Here is a 24733-nt window from a genome sequence, read left to right as displayed (position 1 = left end):
CGCTATCTCGGGCATCCTGACGTCATGGCCAACACCAGCTCCCGCACCCTGCGACTGCTCTCGCTCCTCCAGACCCATCGGTTCTGGGCCGGGCCGGAGCTCGCCGGCCGGCTCGAGGTGTCCGAACGCACGCTGCGTCGCGACGTCGAGCGGCTGCGCGAGCTCGGCTATCCCGTCGACTCGGTCCGCGGGATCGAGGGCGGATACCAGCTCGGCGCCGGCGCGACGATGCCACCGCTGACCGTCGACGAGGACGAGGCGATCGCGATGGTCGTGGCGCTCAACGGAGCAGCCCAGCTCACCGCGGGCGCACTGTCGGAGGCGTCGGTCAGCGCCCTGTCGAAGGTCGTCCAGGTGCTGCCACCCAAGCTGCGCCGGCGGGCCGAGGCGCTGCGCGCGGTCACGGACGACTCCCCGTTCTCCGAGGCTCCGGCCGTGCACGCCGACGTCCTGGCCGCGGTGGCCCAGGCCACGAGGGACACAGAGCGGATCCGCTTCACCTACCTGGCGCGTGGCGGTCAGGGTGCCGGCGAGGCCGTGCGGCGCCACGTCGAGCCACACCGGCTCGTCACCGTCGGGCGCCGCTGGTACCTCCTGGCCTACGACCTCGACCGCCAGGACTGGCGCTCGTTCCGGCTCGACCGCCTCAGCGAGCCGTTCGGCACCCGGGCCCGCTTCCGAGCGCGCGAGGTGCCGGGAGGTGACGCCGCGGCATACGTGCGAAAGGGCTTGTCCCGCAACGAAACCCGCGTGGTTGTGCGTGCCCGGGTCCACGCTCCGTCCGAGCAGGTCGAGCGCCGCACAGGTCGGTGGGCGCGGGTCACCCCGATCGACGACACGTCCTGCCTGCTGGAGATGGATGCGGTGCACCCGGGGTGGGCGGCGTTCGGGCTCGGGGTCGTCGATGCGCCGTTCACGCTCGAGGAGGCCACGCCTGAGGTGCTCGAGGTGTTGCGCCTGTGGTCCGCGCGCTTCAGCGAGGCAGCCGCCGCAGGGCCGACCGGCTGACGCACCCCGGTGCGAGACTGCCCGCATGACCGCGAACTGGCACCTCACCGTCGACTGCGCCGACACCTCCCGACTCGTACGGTTCTGGTGTGCGGCGCTTGGTTACGTGCCCGAGCCGGCCCCGGCCGGCTGGGACTCGTGGCTCGACTACTGGCGAGCGGGCGGCATACCCGAGGAAGAGCTCGTGGGCGCCGAGCAGGGCAGCGGCGCGATCGTCGACCCCGAGGGCCTGCGACCGCGCATCTGGTTCCAGGAGGTGCCGGAGCCCAAGTCGGTCAAGAACCGGCTGCACGTCGACGTCAGGCACACGCCGGGTCGCGAGGCGATGCCGTATGCCGCCCGGCGGGCCAGCGTGGACGCCGAGGTCGAGCGCCTGGTCGCCCTCGGCGCGAGCATCGCCTACCGCAACGCCCCCGAGGGCGCGGACTACTACGCGGTCACGCTGCGGGATCCCGAGGGCAACGAATTCTGTGTGGTGTGACAGGTGCATCGTGTGACGAGACCCTGCTGCGTGGTGATTCGGCCTCGCCGCCGACACCTGAGAGGCTGACGTCGTGCTCACCACGAACGACGTCGCCAAGTGCGAGGCCTGGTTCGACTCCCACGGGTTGCCGTACTTCGTCGAGGCGGGCCACGAGGCCATCCAGCGGGCCCTCGTGCCGCGCATCGTCGGCCTCTGGGCCGTGCTCGCCGCGGTGCCAGCCGTGCTCGTGACGGTCGTCGCCCTCAACCTCGACGCCGGGGTCGGCGAGGCGGTCGCAGCCGGGCTGCTGACCGCGACGGTCGTCGCACTGGGGCGGGCGGTCAGGGTGTTCCGGGTGGGGCGGATCGGCCGCTGGGCACTGGCCCATGCCTGGGAGAACCGGTCGCTGATCGGTCCGCTCGCGACGCGAGCCCTGCCGTTCCTACTGCTGTTCATCACCTTCCTCTTCATCAACACCGAGGTCTGGCAGGTGTCGTCGGCACTGCCCCGCCCGTTGCTGTGGGTCTGCGTGGGGATCTTCGCCCTGCTCGCGGTCGCCTTCCTCGCGCCGTCGTTCCGCAGCGAGATCGAGCGGGTCGGCGCCGAGGTCGAGGGCGAGATGCTTGCGGCGACGTGCGTCGGCACCCCGGTGGCGTCGGCCGCCCGCGAGATCCTCGCCGAGCCGCACCTCGCCACCGAGGTGGCCGGCATCCGGCTCCCCCCGCTGCAGCGCCGCAACCTCATGCTCATGCTCTTCATCGCCCAGGCGATCCAGATGCTGTCCTTGGTGCTGATCGTGTTCGGCTTCTTCGTCATCTTCGGCTCGATCGCCATCCGCCCCAGCGTGATCGAGGCCTGGGTGGGCTCGGAGCCGCGCTACACCGGACCGTTCCACCTGGTCAGTGACGAGCTGTTCTCGGTCGCGATCTTCCTGTCGGCGTTCGCGGGCCTCTACTTCACCGTGCAGGCCGTCATCGACCAGAACTACCGCCGCGAGTTCTTCACCCGGATCCAGGACGACCTGCAGCGGGCGATCGGGGTCCGCAAGGTCTACGTCGCCCTCCGCGCCCACCTCGCGGCGGACCGGAGCAACTGAGCCCGGCCGCGCCAGGCATAGGCTCGCGACGTGAACCCTCGCGTAGCGCTCGGCTTCGGCATCCTGCTCTTCCTGGTCGGCCTCCTGTGGACCCTGCAGGGTCTCGACATCTTGGGCGGCAGCGGCATGAGCGGCGTCGCGATCTGGGCCGTCATCGGCCCCTTCGTCGCCTTGATCGGGATCGTCGTCGCGCTCGGCGCACGCCGAAGGCGCTGACGCCCACCGTCAACGCAGGACGAGCACCGCCACGTCGACCAGGGCGATGCCGATGGCCGCGACGAAGGGACCCTTCCCGCGGCCCAGCACGGCGACCAGGGCCAGCACCACGCACGCCGCCAGGCCGGCCCACGCCCCGGGAGGCACCGCGCCGCCGGGCCCGAACGTCGCCACGACCGACCCACCCAGCAGCACCGCCGGCGCCAGCACTCGCACCCGCCCGGCGCCGAGCCGCTGCGGAAGTCCGCGAACCCCTGTGGCGTCGTCGTCCGCCAGGTCGGGCAGCGCGTTGAGCAGGTGCGCGCCGACCCCGAGCACCGCGCCGGTGACCATCATCCAGACCGGCGGCCAGGCCCGGTCCGGAGCCGCGAGGGAGACCACGGCGGGCAGCGCACCGAACGCCACGGCATACGGCAACGCTGACCAGGCGGTGCGCTTGAAGCCTAGGTTGTAGGCCCAGCCGCTCGCGACCCCGAGCAGCAGGTGCACTGCGGCCGAACGCCAGCCGCACGCGAGCGAGAGCACGATGCACGAAGCGCCGGCGACGCCGATCGCCTTGCGCACCAGCGCCTCCGAGAGCTCGCCGCGAGCCAGCGGTTTGTCGTGGCGGGCGACGGCCCGGTCGCGCGCCGCGTCGATGAGGTCGTTCGACCACCCGATCGTCAGCTGGCCGGTGAAGACGGCCGCGGTGACCAGGATTCCGGTCGCCACGTCGAGGCCGAGGGCCACCGAGAGCAGTGCCACGAGCACCGTGACAGCGAGCGTCGGACCGGGGTGGCAGGCCCGGACCAGCGCTGTGCGCGACGTCGACGACGCGGACACCGGCTCGCTGGGCACGGGCCAACCCTAGGCGGGTCGGTCCCGGACCGGCCCCTGTTCGGCCCTGCCGAGGCAGGACCGCCGCCGGTGTGCCTACGCTCTCCTCGTGAGCCGCATCGTGTCCGTCGCCGGGGTCCTGCCCGAGCACCGCTACGCCCAGGGTGAGGTGACCGCCGCCTTCGCGACCGTCCTCGGAGCGCACGGGGTCGACCGGCTGTTGCTGGAGCGGATCCACGCGAACGCCGGTGTGAGCCACCGTCACCTCGCGCTCCCGCTGGAGCGGTATGCCGCGTTGCGCGACTTCGGGGAGGCCAACGACGAGTTCATCGCGGTCGCGGTGGACCTCGGGGCCGAGGCCGTGGTCGACGCCCTCAAGGCGGTCGGCCTCACCCCCACCGACGTCGACCTCATCGTCTCGACGACGGTGACGGGGCTGGCAGTCCCGTCGCTGGAGGCCCGGATCGCCGCCCGCATCGGCCTGCGCCCTGACGTGAAGCGGGTGCCGATCGTGGGCCTCGGCTGTGTCGCCGGGGCCGCAGGCGTCGCCCGCATCCACGACCACCTGCTCGGCCACCCCGGCGACGTCGCCGTCCTCCTCTCCGCCGAGCTCTGCAGCCTGACCGTCCAGCGCGACGACACCTCGACCGCCAACCTCGTCGCCAGTGGGCTGTTCGGTGACGGGGCGGCCGCCGTGGTGATCGTGGGCGCCGACAAGGCGGCCGAGCTCGGTCCGGACAGTGGCCACGACCTGCGGGTGCTGGCGACCCGGAGCCGGATGTACCCCGACAGCGAGCGCGCCATGGGCTGGGACGTCGGCGCCTCCGGCCTGCGGATCGTCCTCGGCGTCGAGGTGCCCGAGCTGGTGCGGGCCAACCTCGGCGAGGACGTCGACGGCTTCCTCGAGGAGCAGGGCCTCAGCCGCGCCGACATCGGCTTCTGGGTCGCCCACCCCGGCGGCCCCAAGGTGCTGGAGGCGATGGCCGACGCGCTCGAGGTGTCGCGGGACGCGCTCGGCGTGACGTGGGACTCCCTCGACCGGATCGGCAACCTGTCGTCGGCCTCGGTGCTGCACGTCCTCGCCGATACCCTGCGCGACCGGCCCCCGAGTCCCGGGTCGTACGGCGTCCTGATGGCCATGGGTCCGGGGTTCTGCCTCGAGATGGTGTTGCTCCGAGCGGCGGGCTGACGGCGATGGCCGCTTCCGAGGTCCTGTTCACCGCACTCGTCGCAGCGGTGGGGCTTGAACGCCTCGCCGAGATGGTGGTGTCCAAGCGCCATGCCGCGTGGGCCTTCTCGCGCGGCGGGGTGGAGTCGGGGCGCGGCCACTTCCCGGTCATGGTGGCGCTGCACACCGCGCTCCTCGTAGGCGCGCTCGTCGAGGTCGTCGCCGCCGACCGGCCCTTCATCCCCCTGCTCGGGTGGCCGATGCTCGTCCTGGTCGTCCTCGCGCAAGCCCTGCGCTGGTGGTGCATCTCGACGCTGGGGCCGCAGTGGAACACCCGCGTCATCGTCGTGCCCGGCGCCACCCTGGTCGCCGCCGGCCCCTATCGCCTCCTGAGGCACCCCAACTACGTCGCCGTGGTCGTCGAGGGCTTCGCCCTCCCCCTGGTCCACACCGCCTGGGTGACGGCGGCGGCCTTCACGATCCTCAACCTCCTCTTGCTGTCGGTGCGGATCCGGGTGGAGGAGCAGGCGCTCGGGCTCCGAGCCGGTGCCGCGTGAGCGTCGACCTCCTCGTCATCGGCGGCGGCCCGGTGGGCCTGGCAACAGCCCTGTATGCCGCGCGCCGTGGCCTCACGGTCGAGGTGCTCGAGCCGCGTCCCGGCCCCGTGGACAAGGCCTGCGGTGAGGGCCTGATGCCCGGAGGGTTGGCTGCCCTGGCCGACCTCTGCGTGCAGCCACATGGCCACCCCTTCAACGGGATCCGTTACCTGGCCCGCAACGGCGTCGCGGTCGCGGACTTCACCCGGGGCCCGGGGCTCGGCGTCCGTCGGACGGAGCTCCACACGAGGCTGGCCGCGGCGACCGCCGACGCCGGCGTCTGCGTGCACCAGCTGTCCGCGACCGGCCTCAGCCAGGACGCGCACGGCGTCCAGGTGACCACGCGGCTGCCGGGCGGCGAGGGCGGGCCGACCCTGCGGGCCGGTCACGTGGTCGCTGCCGACGGGCTGCACTCCTGGACGCGTCGGCACCTCGGACTCGACCGACCTTCGTCCCAGCCCGGCAGGTACGGGCTGCGCCAGCACTTCGCCGTCTCGCCGTGGTCGAGCCACGTCGACGTCCTCTGGGCCGAGGATGCCGAGGCCTACGTCACCCCGGTCTCCGACGACCTGGTGGGCGTCGCGGTCCTGAGTCGTCGCCGGCGGCCGTTCGCAGAGCACCTCGCACAGTTCCCCCCGCTCGCCGGGCGGCTCGCCGGGGCCGAGGCGGCCTCAGCGGTGCAAGGAGCTGGGCCGTTGCGGCAACGCAGTCGCCACCGCGTCGCCGGCCGGGTGCTGCTCGTCGGCGATGCCAGCGGCTACGTGGACGCGCTGACCGGCGAGGGCATCTCGTTGGGGCTGGCCCAGGCGCGGGCCGCCGTCGCGGCCATCGCTGCCGACCGGCCGGGCGACTACGAGCGCGGGTGGCTCGCGGCCACATGGCGGTGCTCGCTGCTGACCCACGGGTTGCTCCAGGCCACTCGCCCGCAGGTCACTCGCCGGGCACTCGTGCCGCTGGCCGCCCGAGCGCCGTGGGTGTTCTCCGCGGCCGTCAACGAGCTGGGTCGGTCGGCATGACCGAGCTCGTCGTCCTGCTGGACGACCACGGGCGCGCGGTGGGCACGCAGGACAAGGCGACTGTCCACCACGGTGCGACGCCCCTGCACCTGGCTTTCTCGACATACCTCTTCGACCCTGAAGGGGCGCTGCTCGTCACCCAGCGCGCGCCGACGAAGGCGACCTTCCCGGGCGTGTGGACCAACTCGGTCTGCGGGCATCCCGGGCCCGGCGAGGGGCTCGACACGGCTGCGAGGCGTCGGGCACTCGACGAGCTGGGCGTCACGGTGGGCGAGCTGCGGCTCGTGCTGCCGGAGTTCGCCTACGTCGCGGAGATGGACCGCGTGGTCGAGAACGAGCGGTGCCCGGTGTTCACCGCCGTGCTGCCCGATCGGGAGCTCGACCTCGACCCGGCCGAGGTGGGCGGCGCCGAGTGGGTGCCGTGGCGGACCTTCGCGCCCGAGGTGCTGGACGGGCGCCGCGCCGTCTCGTCCTGGTGCCGCGAGCAGGTCGAGCAGCTCTGGCTCCTCGGTGCGCGCCCGCAGGACTGGCCCGCCGCAGACACCACGCTCCTCCCACCGGCCGCCCGCCTCGACAGCTGACGGCCAGCTGTCAGGCGACGTCCTCGACGGGGTGCTCCTCGACCGCGTGGGAGTTCGTCAGGGTCAGCGCGCCTCCTGCGGCGACCACCCCGACGACGACGGCGAGCAGACCGTAGGTGATGCGCTCGCCGTGGAAGAACGACGCGACCAAGCCGCTGCTCCACGTGCCCGCCGGCAGCTGGGTGGTGACCAGGGCGGCGATCATGGTGCCGACGACGGCCGTGCCCAGGCTCGTGCCGACCTCCTGGGCAGTGTCGTTGAGCGCGGTGCCGATCGACGTGCGGTTGGCCGGCATCGCGTCGACGAGGGCGACCGCGCAGATCGTCATGACCGTGCGCAGCCCGATCGTCAGGAGGACCATGCAGACCGCGATGGCGAGGTAGCCGTGGTCGACACCCCAGGACAGTCCAACCAGCGAGCCCGCCAGGAAGGCGGCACCCACGAGGCAGGCGACGCGGTGGCCGAACCGGATGGCGAGCCACTCCGACAGCGGCGTCGCGACGATCATGGTCACGATGATCGGGAGGTTCGCCAGGCCAGCGCGCACGGGGCTCCAGCCGTAGGCGTACTGGAAGTGCAGGATCAGTCCGAACATCACGCTGGCCATCGCGATCGACGTCCCGACCTGGGCGATCGAGGCGCCACGGACCGTGCCGTTCGAGAAGAGGCCGAGGTCGAGCATCGGCGCGGCGGTGCGGCGCTCCTGCCGCACGAACCAGGCCCCAGCCACGAGGGCGCCGATGACCGAGGCGATCGTGAGCGGGGAGGCCCAGCCGTGCTCGACACCGCTGGTCAGCGAGTAGCAGGCGAGGCCGATGGCGCTCACGCTCAGGAGCGCTCCAGGCAGGTCGAGCCGGTCGTCGGTGAGGTCCTCCGGACGGTCGGCTGGGACACCGAGGCGCACGCCGATGAAGGCGACCAGGGCGATCGGCGCGTTGACGACCAGGAGCCACTCCCACCGGACATGGACCAGGGCGGTGCCGCCCAACAGCGGGCCGAGGACGAACCCCGACATGCCCACGACGATCATCACCGTCATCGCGCGCATCCGCAGGGCCGCGTCGTCGAAGAGCCGGAAGACCAGCGAGTTGGTGATCGGGGCCATCGCCGCGGCGGCGATGCCGAGCCCGGCGCGCAGCGTGATGAGCTCGGCGGCCGTGGAGACGGCGACGACGGCCAGGCTGAGGAGTCCGAAGACGGCGAGCCCGAACAGCAGCACCCGGCGGCGCCCGAGGCGGTCGGCCATCGACCCCGCAGTGAGGAGCAGCCCACCGAACGTCAGGGAGTAGGCGCCGGTGACCCACTGCAGGGCCGTCGTGCCGCTGCCGAGGTCGCGACCGATGGTGGGCAGGGCGATCGACAGCAGCGTGTTGTCGACCATCTCGACGAAGAAGGCCAGGCAGAGCGCGGCCAGGGGGCTCCACGCCGCACGCAGGGACGGGTAGGTGTGCGCGGTGGGCGCGGTCTGGGGGGTGTTGCTGGCGGTGGTGGTCAGGTCGGTGCAGGTCAGGCCGTTGCGGGTCATGTCGTTGGTGGTCATGGTGGCCCTCCTCTCGAGGCGTCGCACGGCTATCGAACGACGTTCCATACGATAGAACACTGTTCGATAAATGTGCAACCTGTGGTTGGATGGACGCATGGCAGGCCCTCGAACGCGATCCGTGGATCGCCGTCCCCGCGGCCGCCAGCGCGCCTCGCACTCGCTGGAGGCCGTGCTCACGGCGGCCGTGCAGCTGCTCGACGAGGCAGGCGAGTCGGCCCTGACGTTCCGGGCGCTGGCGGCGCGCCTGGGCACCGGCGTCGGCAGCATCTACTGGTACGTCACGAGCAAGGACGACCTCCTCGACCGCGCGACCGACCACGTGCTGGCGGGGGTGCTGACGGCCGTCGAGGGACAGACCGGCAGCGACGACCCGATCGCCGACCTGCGGGTGATGGCGGTGACCCTGTTCGACGCGATCGTGGACCGCCCATGGTTGGCCGCTTACTTCATGCGCAACACCGATGTCCAGGGCAACTCACTGCTGCTCTACGAGAAGCTCGGCCAGCAGACGCTTCGCCTCGACCTGACACCCAAGCAGCGCTTCCACGCCGTCTCGGCGATCGTGGGGGTGGTGGTCGGCACCGCAGCCGACCTCGGCCAGGAGCCACCCGAGGAAGTCCTCAGCGGCGCCGTCGACCGCGACGAGTTCCTCGATCGGTATGCCGCGACGTGGCGGGCCGCGGACCCCGATCAGTTCCCGTTCGTCCGGGGGATCGCCGACGAGTTCGCTGGTCACGACGACCGGGAGCAGTTCCTGGCCGCCCTCGACCTGACCCTGGCCGGCCTCCGCCTCCAGGCCGGAGCCTGATCGCGACGCTATGCCATGCCCCTGAGGGCGGGGCAACGCGCCTGCCCCACAGCGTGGGGCATGGCATAGCATCGCCGACCCGCGGCCTGGAGCAGGCCGCGGCCGGAGACAAGCAGCGCCTCGACTGCTGACAGCCGCGCACCTAGGGCTTGGTGGCCCGTCGCCGAGTCGCGTCCCCGAGGAACACGCCAACAGTGACGGCGACGATCAAGACGAATGAGTCGAGGAAGGCGGACTTCAGCGGCGCCACAGCCTTCGTCAGTCCATAGCCGAGGATGAAGGCCATCCCCATCGCGACTCCGACCATCGATGCAATGTGCTTGGCGCGCTTCAACACGTCACGACTCGCGAACCCAACGGGAGCCCTGTGGTGGTGAATCGCAGCGCCAAGCATCGACCGATCGATTTCGCGGTGAGGGCATTCGAGCGGATGGTGGACCAGTTCGCCGCCACGTACCCAGCACAGGCCACCTTCAGGGCACCGAGGTACACCGGGGACCACGGGATGCGACCGCACAGCGCCGCCGTCCCGGCCGCTACGCCGACGACCATTGCGTCGCTGATGCTGAGGGTCTCGCTGCGGGTGAACTTCAAGCAGGGAGTGAAGAGACCACAATTGATAATGGTCGGGTCTGCGGCCACGGGAAAGGTTGCCCCCTTGGTATCGACCGTCTGCACGAGGCGGTTCCCGGTGACCGTGTAGAAGGTCGGGAGCGACCTCCCGTTGGCATCTTTCGCCCAGGGGACCGCAATCTCCACCATCACGCCCTTAGATGTCACCACGCGGACTGATCCGTCAGGTTGCACGGTTCCCCGCCCTGGGAGCGAGAACTCGGCGGTCGCTTGCCCCTGCTCCAGTACCGCAATCATCGCGGTGTCAGTCACATACGTTTCCCGGTTGCCGGGTGCCCCGATGCTGACGCCATGGATGACAGCCCCTCTCTCCACGGGTCGGATGTCTTGTGCCACCGATTCGGCCACCACCTGTCGGCCCGACTTCCCCTGCGCCTCTGCTGGGGAAGCAACCACGGCCCCCACCGTGACGGCCATGACCGCACCTACCGCCAGCATTCGCATGAACGCTCTCAACCTCAACAGTCCCCCTCAGATTTCGATTTGTCGTGCGTGGCTGAACATACTTGCCTTGCCATATATATGACAAGGTTCCTGAGGAATGATAGGCAGGAAGCGTTTCCGCCGTTGGAATGGAGACCAGCCTCAGGGGCGGCGCCGTCGACCGCGACGAGTTCCTCGATCGGTATGCCGCGACGTGGCGGCCCGCGGACCCCGACCAGTTCCCGTTCGTCCGGGGCATCGCCGACGAGTTCGCTGGTCACGACGACCGGGAGCAGTTCCTGGCCGCGCTCGACCTCACCCTCGCCGGCCTCCGCCTCCAGGCCGGAGCCTGATCGCGACGCTATGCAGTGCCCCTGAGGGTCGGGCAACGCGCCTGCCCCTCAGCGTGGGGCACGGCATAGCATCGCCGACCCGCGGCCTGGAGCAGGCCGCGACAGCCGCGCACCCAAGGCTTGGTGACCCGTTGCCGGGTTGCGTCCCCGAGGAACACGCCAACAGTGATGGCGACGATCAAAACGAAAGAGTCGAGGACGCTTCACCGTGCGTAGCGTGATGCGGGCAGTTGCCAGGCTGCGGGGACGAGTAAGGCCCCCGTCGCGTTTCCGCGAGCGGGGGCCCCATCGTCTGTCTCAACGCAGAGTGCGTGGTCGCCGTGGCAACCGGGTGCGCCCGAAGGGATTCGAACCCCTAACCTTCTGATCCGTAGCAATTCGCGGACGGCGACTGGTCGCGACTCTGCGCGACTCAATCAGTGCCCTAGAGTCACATCTTCGCAGGTCAAGGCACTGGAGACGGCGGGAGTCATCGCCAAGCGGGTGTTGTCGGATCGTTACCGACTTGCTGCATGGCAGGACTTCTTGGGCCCGTTCTTGAGCCCGCTCGCGCAAGCACTGCGGCGGCCGCGTCGACCGGCCACTGCGAGAAGGGTCCACTCGCCAACGTCATCGCGGTTCGGCGCCACAACCGGTTCGGGATCGCCACGCTGCTCGGCAGTCGTTCGTACCAGGCGGGCTGAGACGGCGCGGTGCGGTGCCGACGTCTACGACGCCGGCTGCACGGCCCTGACGACGCACTTCGCTGCCGCCGGCGCCGCGAACTTCTTGGTGGCCGTCCACTTCCGGCTGGTCGCCGCGGGAGCCACCACCTTCGTCCGGGCGAAGTCGACCGTCCGCGCCTGGGCATCCGTGAAGAACACAAGCACCGAGTAGTCGAGGTCCCTGCTTGTGTCGTTGGTGACCGCTCCCTGCGCCTGCCAGCCGCCCTTGACCTCGCGGCAGCTTCCCAAGGTCGTCATCTTGTAGAGGTCCGGGTCGCTTCGCAGCTGTGCCCCGTGGGCAGCTTGTGCTGCACGCCGCTGAAACGGGGTGGTGGCGACGGCGTCGCGGTCGCCGACGCCGTCGGCGTGGGCTGAGTGGCGGTGTCGGCCCCCTGGCCGGTGCACGCCGCCGCACCGGTTGCAACGGCTGCCACCAGCAGGACCCGCATCCAGCCCCTCATGTGTCCGTTCGGCGGCGCCGGCTCAGGAGGAGGGCCCCGGCACCGGCGATGATCAACGCCAACGCCAGTTGCACTATGCCGGCGCCCAAGGGGCTGCCGGTACGTGGCAGATCAGCGGTCCTGTCGCCGTTGTTGTCATCGGTATGGGCTTGCGCCGGTGAAACACGAAGTTGGACCCCAGCCTGGTTGTTCGCGACCACCGGGTCGGAGATGTCACCGGTGGCGACCGCGCGGTTCGTGGCGTCCGGCCCACTGATTCGGTAGTCACCGGACAAGGTGACCCTTTCGCCGACTTCGAGCCGCCCGACCTTCCACACGCCCCCGGAGAACGCCCCCACCGATGCGTTGTGGGAGGTGGCCCGCATGCCGGTGGGGGTATCCCTGACTTCTACTCCGGTGGCGACCGAGGGGCCGTTGTTGACCACCGTGACGGTGAAGCCAACGGTGTCGCCCTCGGTGACCGCGGTCTGGTCGGCGACCTTCGTGACCTCCAGGTCGGCCTCGGAGCCCGTCTGGGAGGTCACTATGGACAGGTTATTGCCGATTTCCGGGTCGTACGTCGTAGAGAACGTGACGGCCTGGTTGACCCGGCCCCTGCCGGCCACCAGCGCCGGGTCAACCGTCCCGGTGATCCGGTCGTGCAGCGCAGTCCCCGCCGGCAGCACCGGGTACGTGCACTCCACGACGTTCGGGTGCGACTCCAGCGAGTACGGCCCATACGCCGGCTCGAGCCGGTCCAGATCCGCCGCCTGGGTCGGCCGGGTCTCTCTGACTCATAAAGAGGCGGCATCAAACCCCCGACGCTTCATCGTGGGAAACGCAGGCGCGATCGTTACCGACAACTTAAAAGACTGCCCGACCGCGCTATTACCTTCTCGTGTCACTGTCAATACTGGCCGAGAGTTCGCCGAGAACACAGCTGACGTAAACCCAGAAGCGGCAGCGCCAGCCCTCGCTGCAATCTCAAAACGCCATAAGCTGACATCCCAAAGTCCCCGCGAAATTCTTGCACTCCTCGTGGATCGCTACTCGATGAACGAGTTGCCGGAGATTCTAGAGGGAGCCCTAGACGAGTCCGACGCCTAAGAGAGGCGCGACCATCTTGGCGCGATGCCAGCGACGTGTCCGTCGGGCTCGGAGTTGCGCTAATTCGCGCCCGATGTTAGAACTGAAAAGGCGACGCCGGCGTCACGGCAGATCGTAGACCTGGACGAAGTCGTCCCCAGGGAGGCATGGCGGTGACGGCAACGTCTCGTCGTCCAGGGCTGGCCTAGTGGGAATGTTGAGGTATTGGCCTCTCTGGTGCTTTACGATGACGTTCGGCCAGTTCTCCGTGGCGGATTTGGCCGCCGATGATTGTCGCGGCGATCTGGATTGAGTCGATCATTTCGGGTGCGATCTGCAACGGGTCGTCGGTGAGTACGACGAAGTCGGCAAGTTTCCCTCGTGCAAGGGTGCCTTTGCGGTGTTCTTGGTGGTCGGCATAGGCGGAGCCGTAGGTGAAGGCGCGTAGTGCTTGTGTCGGGGTGAGGCGTTCGGCCGGGTTCAGCACGTTCCCGCCGGGGATTTCCCGGTTGACGAGGGCATGCAGGCCGAGAATCGGTGAGCCGTTGACGATGGGGCAGTCAGAGCTGCCTGGCAGTTCCAATCCTCCGTCGAGGAATCCCCGCTGGCGGAAGAGGAGTTGCCCCCGTTCCTCGCCAAGGGCCACGAGGTGGTTGTGCCCGAATTCTGCGAGAAACCTGCCTTGCGGGACGGGGATGATATCGGCGGCATGCAGTCGCTTGATCTGTTCATCGGTTGACAGCCCGATGTGTTCGATGCGGTGGCGCATACGGTTGTGCGGTACGGCGCGGCGGGCCTCCTCGTATGCGGAGAGCACGGTATCGACGGCGAGATCGCCTATGGCGTGCGTTGCCACTTGCCAGCCGGCGGCGGCTGCGTTCACGATGTTGCTCCGTAGTGCCTCGGCGTCCTCGAGGAGGAACCCGCGCTGGCCAGGAACGTCCGTATAATCACAACACAATGCGGCTGTGCGCATCCCCAAAGCACCGTCGCTCACGATCTTGACCCCGCCGATGCGCAGCCAGTCATCGCCCAGACCGGTGCGCAACCCGAGGTCCATCCCGAAACTGTTGCCACTGGGAGTGTCGCCCGCCAGCTTGTGCAGTTCGTTGATCAACGGCATCACGGTGACGCGCAGGTTGAGCAGTCCCCGGTCCCGGGCTGCTTGGAATGCCGCTAGGTCGGCGATGCTGCCCGACCCGCCGCCGATGCCAGGTTCTGTGATGCTGGTCAGCCCCATCGCGACGGCCTCACGTGCGCCGCGCCCAAGGGCTTCGACGAAGGCCTCGAAGTCCGGCGGTCCGATCTGGGTGTAAACCAGCTCATTGGCCCGCTCGGCGAGCACCCCGTTCGGGCGGCCGTCCTGCCCCACGCCGATGTACCCTCCGTCTATCACCGGGATGTCATCGCCCTCGCCTAAACCAATTCGCCTCAGTGCGCTGCGGCTGGCAACCCCGCCGTGATGTGATGCCTGCAAAAGCCACACCGGTCGGCCGCCCGAGGCCCGGTCCAGCGCGTCGGGGTCAGGATGGCCACCGAGTTTGAATGCTTCGTAGCCGTAGGCTTGGACCCAGGCTTCGGCAGGCAGCTGCGTAGCCCGCGCCTTGACCAGTCCATAGAGCTCATCAAGCGTTCGCGCCACGTCCGGCGTGACACGCACGTTGGCCAGGTCAATCCCATGGGAGGACATGTGGTAGTGCGCGTCATGAAAGCCGGGTACGACCGGCGCACCTTGCAGGTCATAGACCACCTCGGCCGAGCACCCATCCAGTTCTTCGTCGAGCCCCACAATGTGCTCGCCGATCACCCCAAGCGCCTGCGCTTGTGGTCGCGCCGCGTCGACAGTGTGAAAACGCCCATTGACGAAAAGTGCGTCCAGCCTCACTCGGCACTCCCTCTCCCGCATGACTTCAAGCTTATGACCTTTTCCAGGGCACCGACGGGCCTCTGCGTCCGCTGATATACAGGTTCCATGCCGCGGAGCCTCCAGCAGCCCACCCTGGCCTCACTCATACCTAAACCCATTACTTATCAATCCTTTCACAACCATTTTGATATATTCCATGACCAGACATAAGTGCGAGCCAGGCAGGAGTGTTTGCTGAATTGCGTCCTGCGGGCGTGACGCATAATCGGGCGGCAGCATCCCAGATGGTGTTGATTCCTCAGGGCACCAACCCTGATTTTGCAGTCGTGGCGGGACGCTTCCTGCCTAGGCAGGATGGACTTGGTTCCAGATACCCTTGCCTTCGAGTCATTTCTGGCCTTTCCTGTCTGGCGAGCTGAATTCACCATCCGGGCGGCAGCTCTTCCGGTCTCGACGCGCGGGTCGTTCATTCCGGAATTGCTGATGTGGTTTTTATAGCCACGCCCTTGGGTTATGTGCCCATCGTGAGGATTGCTGCCGGGTTGCTAGTCGTGATGGTAGAAACCTGTTCAGGAGTCAGACCTTTTCGATGCATCAGGGGTACGACGTGCTCGAGGATATGGCTATAGCCTTCGCCGCCGTACTTGTGGAGGTGGGTTTGATGGCAGATGTCTTGGGCAACCAGAACCTGTTCGAGGTAGCCGCGGTCACGCAGCGAGACGATGTAGTCGACCCGGGTCGCGTCGTTGGGCATGTCGATCGGGCCGAATTCGTAGTGGCTTGATTCTTGGCCAAACAGATCAAACTCGATGTAGCAGCCGGTTTCGGCGATTTCAAATAGAGCGTCGTCGCTGAAAAGCGTGCGGTCCACGTGGCTCATCACGGTGCGGTGGAGGTCCCCGCCTGACTTTCGGACACGGGCCAGGAGTTCGCGTGGGGCGTCTTCGTTTCGGCCCGGATGCAGCAGCAGCGCGGCGCCCGTTTCCCTTTGTGCGATGACTGCAGCGTCGAGGACTTTCATCTCATCAGGGTGAACAGGCCAGCTCATCCCGACCTCTCCGATGATGCCGGCTCTGACACCGTCCACGCCGTCGATGATGTCGTCGATGACTTCCTGTGCGATGTCAGAGGTGGACCTCTCGGCTACTGCTGGCGGGTGGTAATCCACAACGTAATAGCCGGCTCCCATCACCACCTGAACGTCGGAGCGTTGCGAGATGGCAACTAAAGCAGCGGGATCTCTACCTAGTCCCCTGGGTGTGGCGTCCACAACTGAGCGCCCGCCGGCAGCACGGTAAAGTGCTATCTCATCCACGGCGTCATCAATGCTGGACAGCCGGGAGTGATTCGATGTCTTGTGACGGCGGGCGTAGTAATACGTGTCGAGGCGTAGAGGTCCCTGGTTGCACCGGAGATACTCCTCAGTTGCGTCGGTGGGTGGGTTGTCAGTGATGTCTATGATCAGATGCTCGTGGGTATGAGTGATTCCCAGCGAGTCCGGTCGGATATCACCTCGAACAGTGCGGACAAAGGGCGCGCTCGGCACAAGGTTCTCCTTACTGGCGTGAAGATAATGACTTGAAGGTGAGAACGATAAGTGACAAATTTAGGGCGGTAATCGCTGTTGCTGCCAGCGCGGCCGCGATGGTCGTCTGACGTCGGTTGACTAGACCCCCCCCATGACCCTGCGGTCACGACTCAACATGACCAGGGGCCACAACGCGAACGGATTTCCCAAACTCAAGACAACCTGCGATGTTACCAACATAAGTGGTGAGCGCCCCGGAAGACTTGAACCACATGGATACGCCGGTGCACTGGAGCAGGATGGCGTAGGTGGCGACATTTGGCTCGGCGGGGCTGATGTCGCCGGCACGGGTTCCGGCAAGGATTATGTCGAGAAAGTACTGCTGATACGCATCGCGCTTGGCCATGAGGGCCTCGCGCGGCCCCGGTGTCAGAGCACGGATCTCGCTGTCGGTGACGAAGGCTTCCTGCTGGTGCATTCCGTGGAAGACGACGTGTTGCCGGACGGCTGCGGCTAGTTGGTAGACCGGATGCGTCTGGCGCTGAACCGCAGATTCGACAGCTTCGGTGAGCTGGCGCATGAACTCGTCCTGGAGATGTGTCAGGAGAGCTTCCTTGTTCGGGTACCAGTAGTAGATCGCCGCGGCCTGGACGTGGGCGGCATCGCCAATGGCGCGCATCGAGGTGGCGTGGTAGCCCAGCCGGTGGAAGAGTTCCGTGGCGGCCCGGTCGATGGCGTGGCGTGTCTCCACTCCGCGACGGTTCGGCTCCAACGCGGATTCGCCAGTCATAGCGCCTCGGCTCTTCCGGACCATGTCAGCCAACTCCAACCCATTTCCCCCGCCTGCTCAACGTGGCAACCTCTCGTCCGAGAATCTTGGTCATAGTATCTAGTCGATCGATCAGCGCCTCGTTCGAGGGGTACAAGAACTCCCTTGTCGATATGAGCAACGTTCTCAAGGCCCGTGCCTGCTCCGGACGCTCCGCGCATTGGACCTGATACCGACTGACGGCCTGCTAAGTGGACAGGGTGAGGCGCTGACGGGTTCTGACCTCATCGGCGCCTCCGTGCTCGGCCCGTGTGCCTGTTATGGGTGCGTGAGTGATGTGGCGACGCGGTCAGTCAGACTGATATGCGGGGCTTTGATAACGGGGGACGGTGCTGTTCGGCTGGAGCGGTGTGTCACAGCGGGGCGGTTTCGCGTGGTCGTGGCAACACGTGACCGGAGAATGGGGTCTCGTGTTGTCATCGATGCCTCGTGTGAAGAAGGGCCTGGTCGCCGCCCGCAGTCAGCCAAACGTGATCTGTTCTTCCGGCTACTTGCTCGCGGCTGGTCACCTGGCGAGGCGCGGCGTGAGGTGGGGATCAGTCGATCCACGAGTAGGACCTGGCGCAACCGGTACAAGGTGTACGGAGCCTGACCCGGTTTCCCGGACAGTTTTGGTTGGGTGATCATGCCGCGGTGAGCGTGATCGTGTGAAGGGTTTCGAACTCCTGCGGGGACAGGTTGCCCAGGCTGGTGTGCCGTCGGGGGGGTTGTACCAGCCCTCGATCCACTCGAAGATCCCCAAGGCCAGCTCGACCTTGGATGACCAGGCTGGTGGTCGAGGAGCTCGCGCTGCATGGTCGACCAGAACGACTCGATCAGGGCGTTGTCCACGCTGGAGGCGACGCGGCCCATCGAGCCGAGCAGTCCGGCTTTGGCGGCGGTTCTGCCGGATCCCGTTGGAGGGCCGGGTGCCGTACCCGACCACGCTGATGAAGCTGACCACCCGTTGCGGGTCGGCGGCGGTGGCGGGGTTGAACCAGGCGCTGCTGGCCAAGGCCGCCGAGGCGAAGCTGCTACGCACCAACCGGGTGCGGGTGGACACCACGGTGGTGCCCAGCAACGTGTCCTATCCGACCGACTCGGGCCCGCTCGCGAAGGCGATCGGGCAGATCGCGGCGACCACCCGGCGCATCCAGGCCGCCGGTGGCGCGGTCCGCACCCAGGTCCGGAACCGGTCCCGGCCGTAGGCCGGCGCGCCCACCAGATCGGGTTCAAGCTGCGCAGCCGCAGCGCGGCGGGCCGTGACGAGGCGTTGGCCGCGGTCCGGCGGACCACCGGCGAGCTCGCCGACCTGGCCGAGACCGCGGTCCGCGACGCCGAGCGGCTGGTGGCCAACGCCAAGCGGGCGCTGCGGCGGGCCCGGGCCAAGGCCGAAGCCGAGCGCGTGAACGGTGAGTCCGACCCGGCGGCGAGGCGCCGTCGCGGTCGGCTGGCAGCCCGGGCCGTCGATGACCTGAACGAGCTGCTCGAGGCGACCCGACAGATCGCTGCCCAGACCCGGCAGCGGCTGTCGGGGCTGACCGCCGACGGCGCCCCCCGGCGGGTCAGCCTGCACGATCCGGACGCCCGTCCGATCGCCAAGGGCCGGCTCGGCAAGCCGGTCGAGTTCGGCCACAAGGACCAGGTCGCCGACAACGAGGACGGAGTGGTTCTCGACTACAACGTCGAGCCGGGCAATCCCGCCGACGCGCCCCAACTCCAGCTCGGCCGGCGAGCGGATCAAGGAGCGAACCGGCCGACCTCCCCGGACGTCACCGCAGACCGTGGCCACGGGGAGAAGCGGGTCGACGATGCCCTCCAGGGCCTCGGAGTCCGCAACGTGGTGGTCCCCCGCAAGGGCAAACCGGGGGTGGCTCGACAAGCCGAGGAACACCCGAAGAGCCTTCCGCCGCGACGTGAAGTGGCGCACGGGGATCGAAGGCAGGATCAGCACCCTCAAACGCGGCTACGCATGGGACCGCGCACGCCTCGACACCACCGAAGGTGCCCGGATCTGGACCGGCCACGGGGTCCTGACCCACAACCTGATCAAGATCAGCGCACTCGCCAGCTGAAGACCACCCGGGCGGACCCCGCCGAACCGAAACCCGGCACGCCGCCGCCGACCCGGACCCGATCAGCAGCACTCGGCGTTTTACAGGTCGAAGTAGCTAGCTGGATGAGCGATTCGCTCATCTGATGATGCGAAAGGTGGCGATGACCTGCGCAAACAGCTCCCCGCGCTTTGATAGCCGATAACCTATACCTTCCGTCTAGCATCGACCCGACCGGCCAGAGCGTCCTTTTCGCAACATGCAAGCCCGCACCGGTCTGCCTGGTAGTCGCCGGTGAGCGCGTTCGTAGGTAGCTATGCCGCAGGGTCGACTGAATCGAGGGTTAAGTCAGATTGTCCACCGGCAATCGTCGGAGAGGCGCGGCTCGCACCTCAGACAGCGGGGTCGCCGCATCCCTTACAGTCGGTGAGCTCTTCGCGGCAGTGATGGCACTCACGCTGTCCGCGCTCGAGGGCCTTCTTGGCACTCCAACCTGTCTTCGCTGGGGTAACCCACGGCATGGGAGTGGTTCTCGTCCTTTTCACCGGTGAGCCGACGCTGGTCAACCCTGCGGCAGCGCTGCTCGGGTGCTCGGGGCTTTCCATTTCGTTCCTCGGATTCGGGTAAGGCCGTGCGCCAGCGCCATGGGGCGCCGATCAACGCACTCCTACTGGATGACGTGGGGGGCGGGGGAGGCTGCACTGTGCTCACGGCGGATGACACGACCGGCCTTGAGCACGTGCGAAGGGCGGTGGGTTCCGATGATCTCCGGGTCGTGCGCGGCGTCGCCCTTGTACACGACCAGGTCGGCTAGCTTGCCTGGCTCGAGGGTGCCTACGAGATGGTCTATCCGCAGGAGTTCGGCGTTGACGCGGGTGGCCGACTCGAGGGCCGGTCCCAGGCCGATGTCTTGAGCCATGAGGTAGATCTGGCGTGCGCGCGTGCGCTGCTCGGTACCGATCAGGTCGGCGCCGGAGCCGAGTGGCACTCCGAGTTTGTAGAGGACCCGCATCCAGTGACGTTGCCGGTTCTTCAACTGTTCATATTCGGCCAGAAGGTGGTCGGGGACTCCCCACGCGGCTGGGTCCGCGCTGAGGACCTCGCCCACCGCCAACGTGGGAACGACGAAGGCGCCACTGCGCAGGATGGCTTCGGCAGTCACGTCGTCGATCAGTGAGCCGTGCTCGATCGAGCGGATCCCGGCCTCGAGCGCGTGCAGCAGACCGGCGCTCGTGTGGGCGTGCACCGTCACATACGAGCCGCGACTCTCCGCTTCCTCGTGCGCGGCGCGGATCTCGTCCACGGTGAACTGCGGCATCTCGAGGGGATCACCGTCGGACAGGACTCCACCGGTGACAAACATCTTGATCTGGGTAGCGCCGCGTCGGAACTGGTCGCGCACTGCGGCGCGGACCTGGTCCGCGCCAGTGCACAGGTAGTTGCTCCTCGCGAGGCCACCACAGCCGAGGTCCGGATTGTGTGGTTCGCCCGAGGAGGGAGGTCGAAGGTCGCCGTGGCCGCCGATCTGCGACAGAATCTGGCCGCTGGGGAGCAGGCGTGGACCCTCAATCAGTCCTGCGTCCATGGCCTTGACGACTCCGCCGTCGACGCCTCCGAGGTCCCGTAGGGTCGTGAATCCCTGGTCTAATGCCTCGTGAAGGTTGCGGAAGATGTAGCCCGCCTGTTCGGCATCTGTCCACCGTGCCTGGTTGTAGAGCGAGAGCAGTCCGACGTGGGCATGGGCGTCGATGAAGCCGGGCATGACGGTGTGTCCTTCGAGGTCGAGCACTTCACTCGCCAGCTCTGCTCCCGTCGCGGAGTCAAGGTGGACAAACCGGCCGTCGCGGATCCATAGGTCGCGGCGGACGGGGTCGCGTCCGGTGGCGTCAAAGACAGTCGCTCCCCGCAGGCCAATGACGCTCACGCGTCCTCCTCTGTCTGGTCCAGGTGCTTCCACGGGTCGGGGATGGCTGATAGCAGCCGACGCGTGTAGGCGTGTCGAGGTCGTTGGAAGATCTCCTCGGGTGACCCCTGTTCTACGACTTGCCCTCCGAATAGGACGGCGATCCGGTCGCAGAAGTACCGTGCCACTGCAAGGTCGTGCACGATGAACAGGTAGGCAGTTCCTTGCGCGAGCTGCTCTGCGCGCAGGAGCCCGAGTACTTGCGCACGTACTGAGACGTCCAGTGCCGAGATGGGTTCGTCGAGGACTGCGACGGCCGGGCGCACCACGAGGGCCCGTGCGATCGCCACCCGTTGCCGCTGTCCGCCGGAGAGGCTGCGCGGCAGGCGGTGGAGATACTCGTGGCCCAGGCCCATGTGACTGAGCATCTCGGCGGCCTGGACGCGGGCGTCCGCCGAGGTTGCGAGTCCGTGAACGAGCAGCGGCTGGGCCACGATGGCCTCGACTCGCATGTGCGGGTCGAGTGAGCTGAATGGGTCTTGGAAGACCATCTGGATGTTGCGCCGCAACCTGCGCAGCTCCCGCCGTCGGGCGTTGGCAAGATCGGCCCCGCCGAGCCGGACGCTTCCGGCAGTGCTGTCCTCCAGCCGGATCACTGTCCTGGCGAGGGTGGACTTGCCGGCGCCTGACTCGCCGACGATCCCCACGGTCTCGCCGACGTGCACGGTCAGATCGACGTCCCGCAGGACCTCGTGGTTGCGCGTGCCTCGGCCGTAGTGTTTGCGTAGCCCGGTGACCTCGAGCGCCGTTGCTGGGGCCATTCCGGCTGTGTAGGGGATCTCCGGCCCTGCTCGCCGATCGCCGGGTCTGGGAATGCACTCGAGCAGGTGGCGAGTGTAGTCCTCACGCGGACGCGCGAACACATCGCGCGCGGCGCCGGTCTCGACGACGTGGCCTTCCTTCATCACGACGACCTCGTCGCAGAACTCGGCCACGACACCAAGGTCATGGGTGACCAGAACAACGGACATCTGGTGCCGCTCTGCGGTGGTCCTGAGCAGGTCGAGCACTTGGGCTTGGGTCGTCACGTCCAGAGCGGTCGTGGGCTCGTCGGCGATGAGGACGTCGGGCTGGTTTGCGATGGCGATGGCGATCAGGACCCGCTGTCGCATCCCGCCGGAGAATTCGTGCGGGTACTGCTTCAGCCGCCGCTCGGCGTCAGCCACACCAACCTCGTCCAGGAGCTGGACACAGTGCCGCCTGACCTCGGCCTTCGACAGGTCACGCTGATGCTGGCGGATCGCTTCTGCGATCTGGCTACCAATCGTCTTGACGGGGTCGAGGGAGGTGAGCGGATCCTGAAACACCAGGGACACGACCCGTCCACGCAGGTGGTTCATCTGCTTGTCCGACAACGCGATCACGTCGGTTTCGAGCAGGCGGATGCTCCCGTCAGTGACCCGGCCCTCGGGCGGCAGCAGTCCCAGGATGGCCCGCGCCACGGTCGACTTGCCGGACCCCGACTCACCTACGATCCCAAGCCTGGTTCCGCGTGGCAGATCGAATGAGACGCCGTGGACGACCTCGGTGTCGTCGTAGGCGATGCGCAGGTCAGACACCCTGACGACTGCGTCCTTTGTGCAATTCCCTGGCAGGTCCGCTTGCGTGGATGTGGTGCTCATCGGCTCTGCTCCGAGGTGCGGAGCCGAGCGTCGATGAGTCGGTTGCACACGTCTGCGGCCAGATTTGAGACGACGTAGATGACCGCGCTCAGCAGGATGAAGCTCTGTACCAGCGCGAAGTCCTGCGAGGACACGGCGTCGGTCAAGAGCCCCCCGACGCCGGGCCACTCGAAGACGGTCTCGACCAGCACGCTTCCGGTGATGAGACTCCCGATGATCAGCCCACACGAGCTCACCGTGGGTAGCAGGCTGTTGGCCAAGACGTGCCGCAAGTGCGTGGTCCACGCGTTCACGCCCTTGCTGCGGACGACCAGGACATGGGGCTGTTCTGCCGTGTCGATCATCGTCGCGGTAAGCAACCGGGTCAGGAATGCCCAGGGGATGAGAGCGAGTGCGATGGTCGGCAGGAGCAGGTGCGCAGCGGCGTCGCTGACGCCGACCATATTGCCTTCCAGCGCGAAGTCGATGGTGTACAAGCCGGTCACGTGGGCGGGGGGATCGAGCGTATTGGTGAGCCGGCCACTCGGCCCTGGAAGGAAACCTAGTTTTGTAGAGAAGACGACAAGCAGGACGAGCGCGACCCAGAACGGTGGACTGCCCAGCCCTACTAGGGCAAGGAATCTGACCACCGACTGCCGGAATCCACGTCGATAGCTGGCCAGACAGGCACAGACGACGGCACCGACGACCGCCAGCAGGAAGGCGTATGAGGCCAGCTCACCACTCGCGGCGAGCCGCGACGTGAGAGCCGGGCGGACGTCCTGCCCGAGCGTGTAGGAGTAGCCCCAGTCGCCCCGAACGAAGTCGCGGATGAAGTTCACGTACTGCAGCAGGAACGGCCGGTCGAGTCCCATCGCCGTGCGGGTTGCCGCCAACGCATCGTCGGTTCCCAATGGGCCGACCACCAATCGCGCCGGGTCGCCGGGGATGGCGCGCAGCACGAAGAACGAGATGAAGGAGGCGAGGACGACAGTGATGACACTGTCCGCTGTCCGTCGGTAGATGTCACGAAGCATGATGCTCTCTCCTTGCAGGCGACCTCACCGCGACATCCTGCGGCGCGACTCGACCTGGTCGGTGAAGATGTTGACGACGATGACCAATCCCAGGAGCGCTGCGCCCGGCATCACACCGATCCACCACTGACCGCTCACGGCGTACTGGAGTCCGTCGCTGATCATCGCTCCCCATTCCGGGGTCGGGGGTTTGGCGCCCACGCCGATGTAACTCAGGGCCGCCAAGGTAAGGACCGCGGCGCCGAAGTTGGCCGCCACCTGCACGGTGAAGGTCGTACGCAGGTAGGGCACGACGTGACGCAAGCCGATGCGCCAGCGAGGCAAGCCGATGGTGACGGCAGCCTCGACGAAAGGCTCCGCTCGACTGCGCTTAGCCTCAGCCCTCAGGGTGAGAGCGAAGACGGGCATGCTGGTGATCGCGATACCGATCACCGCGCTGGTCAGGCCAGATCCCAGGGCGATGGACACGGCCAAGGCAAGCAGTAGTTGCGGAAACGCCAGCAATGCGTTCATTGGTGCCATCAGCATACGGTCCACCCACGGTGCGCCGAGGCCGCAGGCAAGGGCGACGATCAACCCACCGAGAGCCGCGAGCACGACGGAGATGACGGCCAGGATGATCGAGATGCCGGCACCTACGCACACTCTCTGGAAGACGTCGCGGCCCTGCGCGTCGGTGCCGAAAATGTGCCCGGAACCCGGGGGCTGCAGGGTGTGGGCGACGTCGACTACGTTCGCCTCGGGTCGGTAGTGCAGGCCCAGCAGGGCCAGCACCAGATATCCGGCGATGACGAGCCCCGATACGACCATCGGCCAGTGGCTGCGCAGCCTGCGTCCGGCGGCACCGACGCCCGGGGCCGCAAGGGCGACGGCCGGCCCCGGTGGTGAGAGTTCAGACATCGCAGTCACACCCTGATGCCGGGTA

The 24733-nt window shown here is 67.6% G+C and carries 23 protein-coding genes and 1 pseudogene; 11 read left to right on the top strand and 13 right to left on the bottom strand.

Features of this window, described 5'->3' with window-relative positions; translation table 11 throughout:
- The first annotated feature begins 24 nt into the window (after positions 1-24).
- The 4 genes from ACXJKD_RS17745 (at position 25) to ACXJKD_RS17730 (ending at position 2783) form a co-directional block, all read left to right on the top strand.
- Entirely contained in the window at positions 25-1008 is a 984-nt protein-coding gene (locus ACXJKD_RS17745) for a helix-turn-helix transcriptional regulator (RefSeq protein WP_457256079.1), read from the top strand.
- Between the two features lie 25 nt (positions 1009-1033).
- Positions 1034-1489, top strand: coding sequence for a VOC family protein (locus tag ACXJKD_RS17740; RefSeq protein ID WP_457256077.1), 456 nt, complete (start codon positions 1034-1036; stop codon positions 1487-1489).
- A gap of 73 nt (positions 1490-1562) precedes the next feature.
- Positions 1563-2567, top strand: a complete 1005-nt coding sequence (locus tag ACXJKD_RS17735) for a hypothetical protein (protein ID WP_457256076.1) — start codon at positions 1563-1565, stop codon at positions 2565-2567.
- A 30-nt stretch (positions 2568-2597) separates the two neighbouring features.
- Positions 2598-2783 carry a hypothetical protein gene (locus ACXJKD_RS17730; RefSeq protein WP_457256074.1) on the top strand — a complete coding sequence of 62 codons (186 nt, stop codon included), beginning with the start codon at positions 2598-2600 and terminating at the stop codon, positions 2781-2783.
- Positions 2784-2792: 9 nt separating this feature from the next.
- On the opposite strand, the gene ACXJKD_RS17725 is transcribed toward ACXJKD_RS17730, so the two are convergent.
- On the bottom strand, positions 2793-3620 hold the full coding sequence (locus ACXJKD_RS17725) for a UbiA family prenyltransferase (RefSeq protein ID WP_457256073.1): 828 nt from the start codon (positions 3618-3620) through the stop codon (positions 2793-2795).
- 88 nt (positions 3621-3708) lie between these two features.
- On the opposite strand from ACXJKD_RS17725, the gene ACXJKD_RS17720 reads away from it, so the two are divergent.
- From ACXJKD_RS17720 to idi, 4 genes are read left to right on the top strand one after another with little or no spacing between them, the layout of a single operon-like run.
- Positions 3709-4788, top strand: a complete 1080-nt coding sequence (locus ACXJKD_RS17720) for a type III polyketide synthase (RefSeq protein ID WP_457256071.1) — start codon at positions 3709-3711, stop codon at positions 4786-4788.
- A gap of 5 nt (positions 4789-4793) precedes the next feature.
- Positions 4794-5324, top strand: a complete 531-nt coding sequence (locus tag ACXJKD_RS17715; RefSeq protein ID WP_457256070.1) for an isoprenylcysteine carboxyl methyltransferase family protein — start codon at positions 4794-4796, stop codon at positions 5322-5324.
- The gene (locus ACXJKD_RS17710) at positions 5321-6379 is read left to right on the top strand and encodes an NAD(P)/FAD-dependent oxidoreductase (RefSeq protein WP_457256068.1); all 1059 of its coding nucleotides are present in this window, start codon (positions 5321-5323) and stop codon (positions 6377-6379) included. Before ACXJKD_RS17715 ends, ACXJKD_RS17710 begins: the two co-directional genes overlap by 4 nt.
- A complete protein-coding gene (gene idi / locus ACXJKD_RS17705) occupies positions 6376-6960 on the top strand; it encodes an isopentenyl-diphosphate Delta-isomerase (protein WP_457256066.1) in 585 nt (194 codons plus the stop codon). The genes ACXJKD_RS17710 and idi overlap by 4 nt, the downstream gene beginning before the upstream one ends.
- A 10-nt stretch (positions 6961-6970) precedes the next feature.
- Here idi and ACXJKD_RS17700 read toward each other — a convergent pair whose 3' ends face one another.
- Positions 6971-8485 (bottom strand): MFS transporter, encoded by a 1515-nt coding sequence (locus ACXJKD_RS17700; protein WP_457256411.1) that lies wholly within the window; start codon positions 8483-8485, stop codon positions 6971-6973.
- A 136-nt stretch (positions 8486-8621) separates the two neighbouring features.
- Between ACXJKD_RS17700 and ACXJKD_RS17695 the strand changes: the two genes are divergently transcribed.
- A complete protein-coding gene (locus ACXJKD_RS17695) occupies positions 8622-9311 on the top strand; it encodes a TetR/AcrR family transcriptional regulator (RefSeq protein ID WP_457256065.1) in 690 nt (229 codons plus the stop codon).
- Positions 9312-9453: 142 nt separating this feature from the next.
- On the opposite strand, the gene ACXJKD_RS17690 is transcribed toward ACXJKD_RS17695, so the two are convergent.
- Positions 9454-9618: a hypothetical protein gene (locus ACXJKD_RS17690; protein ID WP_457256064.1), complete on the bottom strand. Its 165-nt coding sequence runs from the start codon at positions 9616-9618 to the stop codon at positions 9454-9456.
- 23 nt (positions 9619-9641) lie between these two features.
- On the bottom strand, positions 9642-10361 hold the full coding sequence (locus tag ACXJKD_RS17685; RefSeq protein ID WP_457256062.1) for a hypothetical protein: 720 nt from the start codon (positions 10359-10361) through the stop codon (positions 9642-9644).
- A 155-nt stretch (positions 10362-10516) separates the two neighbouring features.
- Between ACXJKD_RS17685 and ACXJKD_RS17680 the strand changes: the two genes are divergently transcribed.
- Positions 10517-10720 carry a hypothetical protein gene (locus tag ACXJKD_RS17680; RefSeq protein ID WP_457256060.1) on the top strand — a complete coding sequence of 68 codons (204 nt, stop codon included), beginning with the start codon at positions 10517-10519 and terminating at the stop codon, positions 10718-10720.
- A gap of 707 nt (positions 10721-11427) precedes the next feature.
- On the opposite strand, the gene ACXJKD_RS17675 is transcribed toward ACXJKD_RS17680, so the two are convergent.
- The 5 genes from ACXJKD_RS17675 to ACXJKD_RS17655 all read right to left on the bottom strand — a co-directional run bounded on the left by ACXJKD_RS17675 (position 11428) and on the right by ACXJKD_RS17655 (position 17096).
- Complete coding sequence (locus ACXJKD_RS17675) at positions 11428-11682, bottom strand: hypothetical protein (protein WP_457256059.1); 255 nt, start codon at positions 11680-11682, stop codon at positions 11428-11430.
- 199 nt (positions 11683-11881) lie between these two features.
- Complete coding sequence (locus ACXJKD_RS17670; protein WP_457256057.1) at positions 11882-12568, bottom strand: DUF11 domain-containing protein; 687 nt, start codon at positions 12566-12568, stop codon at positions 11882-11884.
- 587 nt (positions 12569-13155) lie between these two features.
- Positions 13156-14835 (bottom strand): amidohydrolase, encoded by a 1680-nt coding sequence (locus tag ACXJKD_RS17665; protein WP_457256055.1) that lies wholly within the window; start codon positions 14833-14835, stop codon positions 13156-13158.
- A 493-nt stretch (positions 14836-15328) separates the two neighbouring features.
- Complete coding sequence (locus ACXJKD_RS17660) at positions 15329-16363, bottom strand: phosphotriesterase family protein (RefSeq protein WP_457256053.1); 1035 nt, start codon at positions 16361-16363, stop codon at positions 15329-15331.
- 145 nt (positions 16364-16508) lie between these two features.
- Positions 16509-17096, bottom strand: coding sequence for a TetR family transcriptional regulator (locus ACXJKD_RS17655; RefSeq protein ID WP_457256052.1), 588 nt, complete (start codon positions 17094-17096; stop codon positions 16509-16511).
- Positions 17097-18046: 950 nt separating this feature from the next.
- Between ACXJKD_RS17655 and ACXJKD_RS17650 the strand changes: the two are divergent.
- Positions 18047-19228: pseudogene (locus ACXJKD_RS17650) on the top strand (ISNCY family transposase); the annotation flags it as partial.
- A gap of 646 nt (positions 19229-19874) precedes the next feature.
- Here the strand turns inward: ACXJKD_RS17650 and ACXJKD_RS17645 are convergent.
- The 4 genes from ACXJKD_RS17645 to ACXJKD_RS17630 are packed head-to-tail and all read right to left on the bottom strand — an operon-like array spanning position 19875 to position 24708.
- Entirely contained in the window at positions 19875-21131 is a 1257-nt protein-coding gene (locus ACXJKD_RS17645; RefSeq protein WP_457256050.1) for an amidohydrolase family protein, read from the bottom strand.
- A complete protein-coding gene (locus ACXJKD_RS17640) occupies positions 21128-22729 on the bottom strand; it encodes a dipeptide ABC transporter ATP-binding protein (protein WP_457256048.1) in 1602 nt (533 codons plus the stop codon). Before ACXJKD_RS17640 ends, ACXJKD_RS17645 begins: the two co-directional genes overlap by 4 nt.
- Positions 22730-22788: 59 nt before the next feature.
- Positions 22789-23808 (bottom strand): ABC transporter permease, encoded by a 1020-nt coding sequence (locus ACXJKD_RS17635; protein ID WP_457256046.1) that lies wholly within the window; start codon positions 23806-23808, stop codon positions 22789-22791.
- A 24-nt stretch (positions 23809-23832) separates the two neighbouring features.
- Positions 23833-24708: an ABC transporter permease gene (locus ACXJKD_RS17630; protein WP_457256044.1), complete on the bottom strand. Its 876-nt coding sequence runs from the start codon at positions 24706-24708 to the stop codon at positions 23833-23835.
- Between the last annotated feature and the right edge of the window lie 25 nt (positions 24709-24733).

The organism is Pedococcus sp. P5_B7 (assembly GCF_054049895.1).
This window is presented reverse-complemented; position numbering and strand designations above follow the sequence as displayed.

Bases quoted from the DNA above. Each gene is read 5' to 3' on its own strand.
- ACXJKD_RS17745 (WP_457256079.1), top strand. From the start codon at position 25: ATGGCCAACACCAGCTCCCGCACCCTGCGACTGCTCTCGCTCCTCCAG.
- ACXJKD_RS17740 (WP_457256077.1), top strand. From the start codon at position 1,034: ATGACCGCGAACTGGCACCTCACCGTCGACTGCGCCGACACCTCCCGA.
- ACXJKD_RS17715 (WP_457256070.1), top strand. From the start codon at position 4,794: ATGGCCGCTTCCGAGGTCCTGTTCACCGCACTCGTCGCAGCGGTGGGG.
- idi (WP_457256066.1), top strand. From the start codon at position 6,376: ATGACCGAGCTCGTCGTCCTGCTGGACGACCACGGGCGCGCGGTGGGC.
- ACXJKD_RS17700 (WP_457256411.1), bottom strand. From the start codon at position 8,485: ATGACCCGCAACGGCCTGACCTGCACCGACCTGACCACCACCGCCAGC.
- ACXJKD_RS17690 (WP_457256064.1), bottom strand. From the start codon at position 9,618: ATGGTCGGAGTCGCGATGGGGATGGCCTTCATCCTCGGCTATGGACTG.
- ACXJKD_RS17685 (WP_457256062.1), bottom strand. From the start codon at position 10,361: ATGGCCGTCACGGTGGGGGCCGTGGTTGCTTCCCCAGCAGAGGCGCAG.
- ACXJKD_RS17680 (WP_457256060.1), top strand. From the start codon at position 10,517: ATGGAGACCAGCCTCAGGGGCGGCGCCGTCGACCGCGACGAGTTCCTC.
- ACXJKD_RS17675 (WP_457256059.1), bottom strand. From the start codon at position 11,682: ATGACGACCTTGGGAAGCTGCCGCGAGGTCAAGGGCGGCTGGCAGGCG.
- ACXJKD_RS17635 (WP_457256046.1), bottom strand. From the start codon at position 23,808: ATGCTTCGTGACATCTACCGACGGACAGCGGACAGTGTCATCACTGTC.
- ACXJKD_RS17630 (WP_457256044.1), bottom strand. From the start codon at position 24,708: ATGTCTGAACTCTCACCACCGGGGCCGGCCGTCGCCCTTGCGGCCCCG.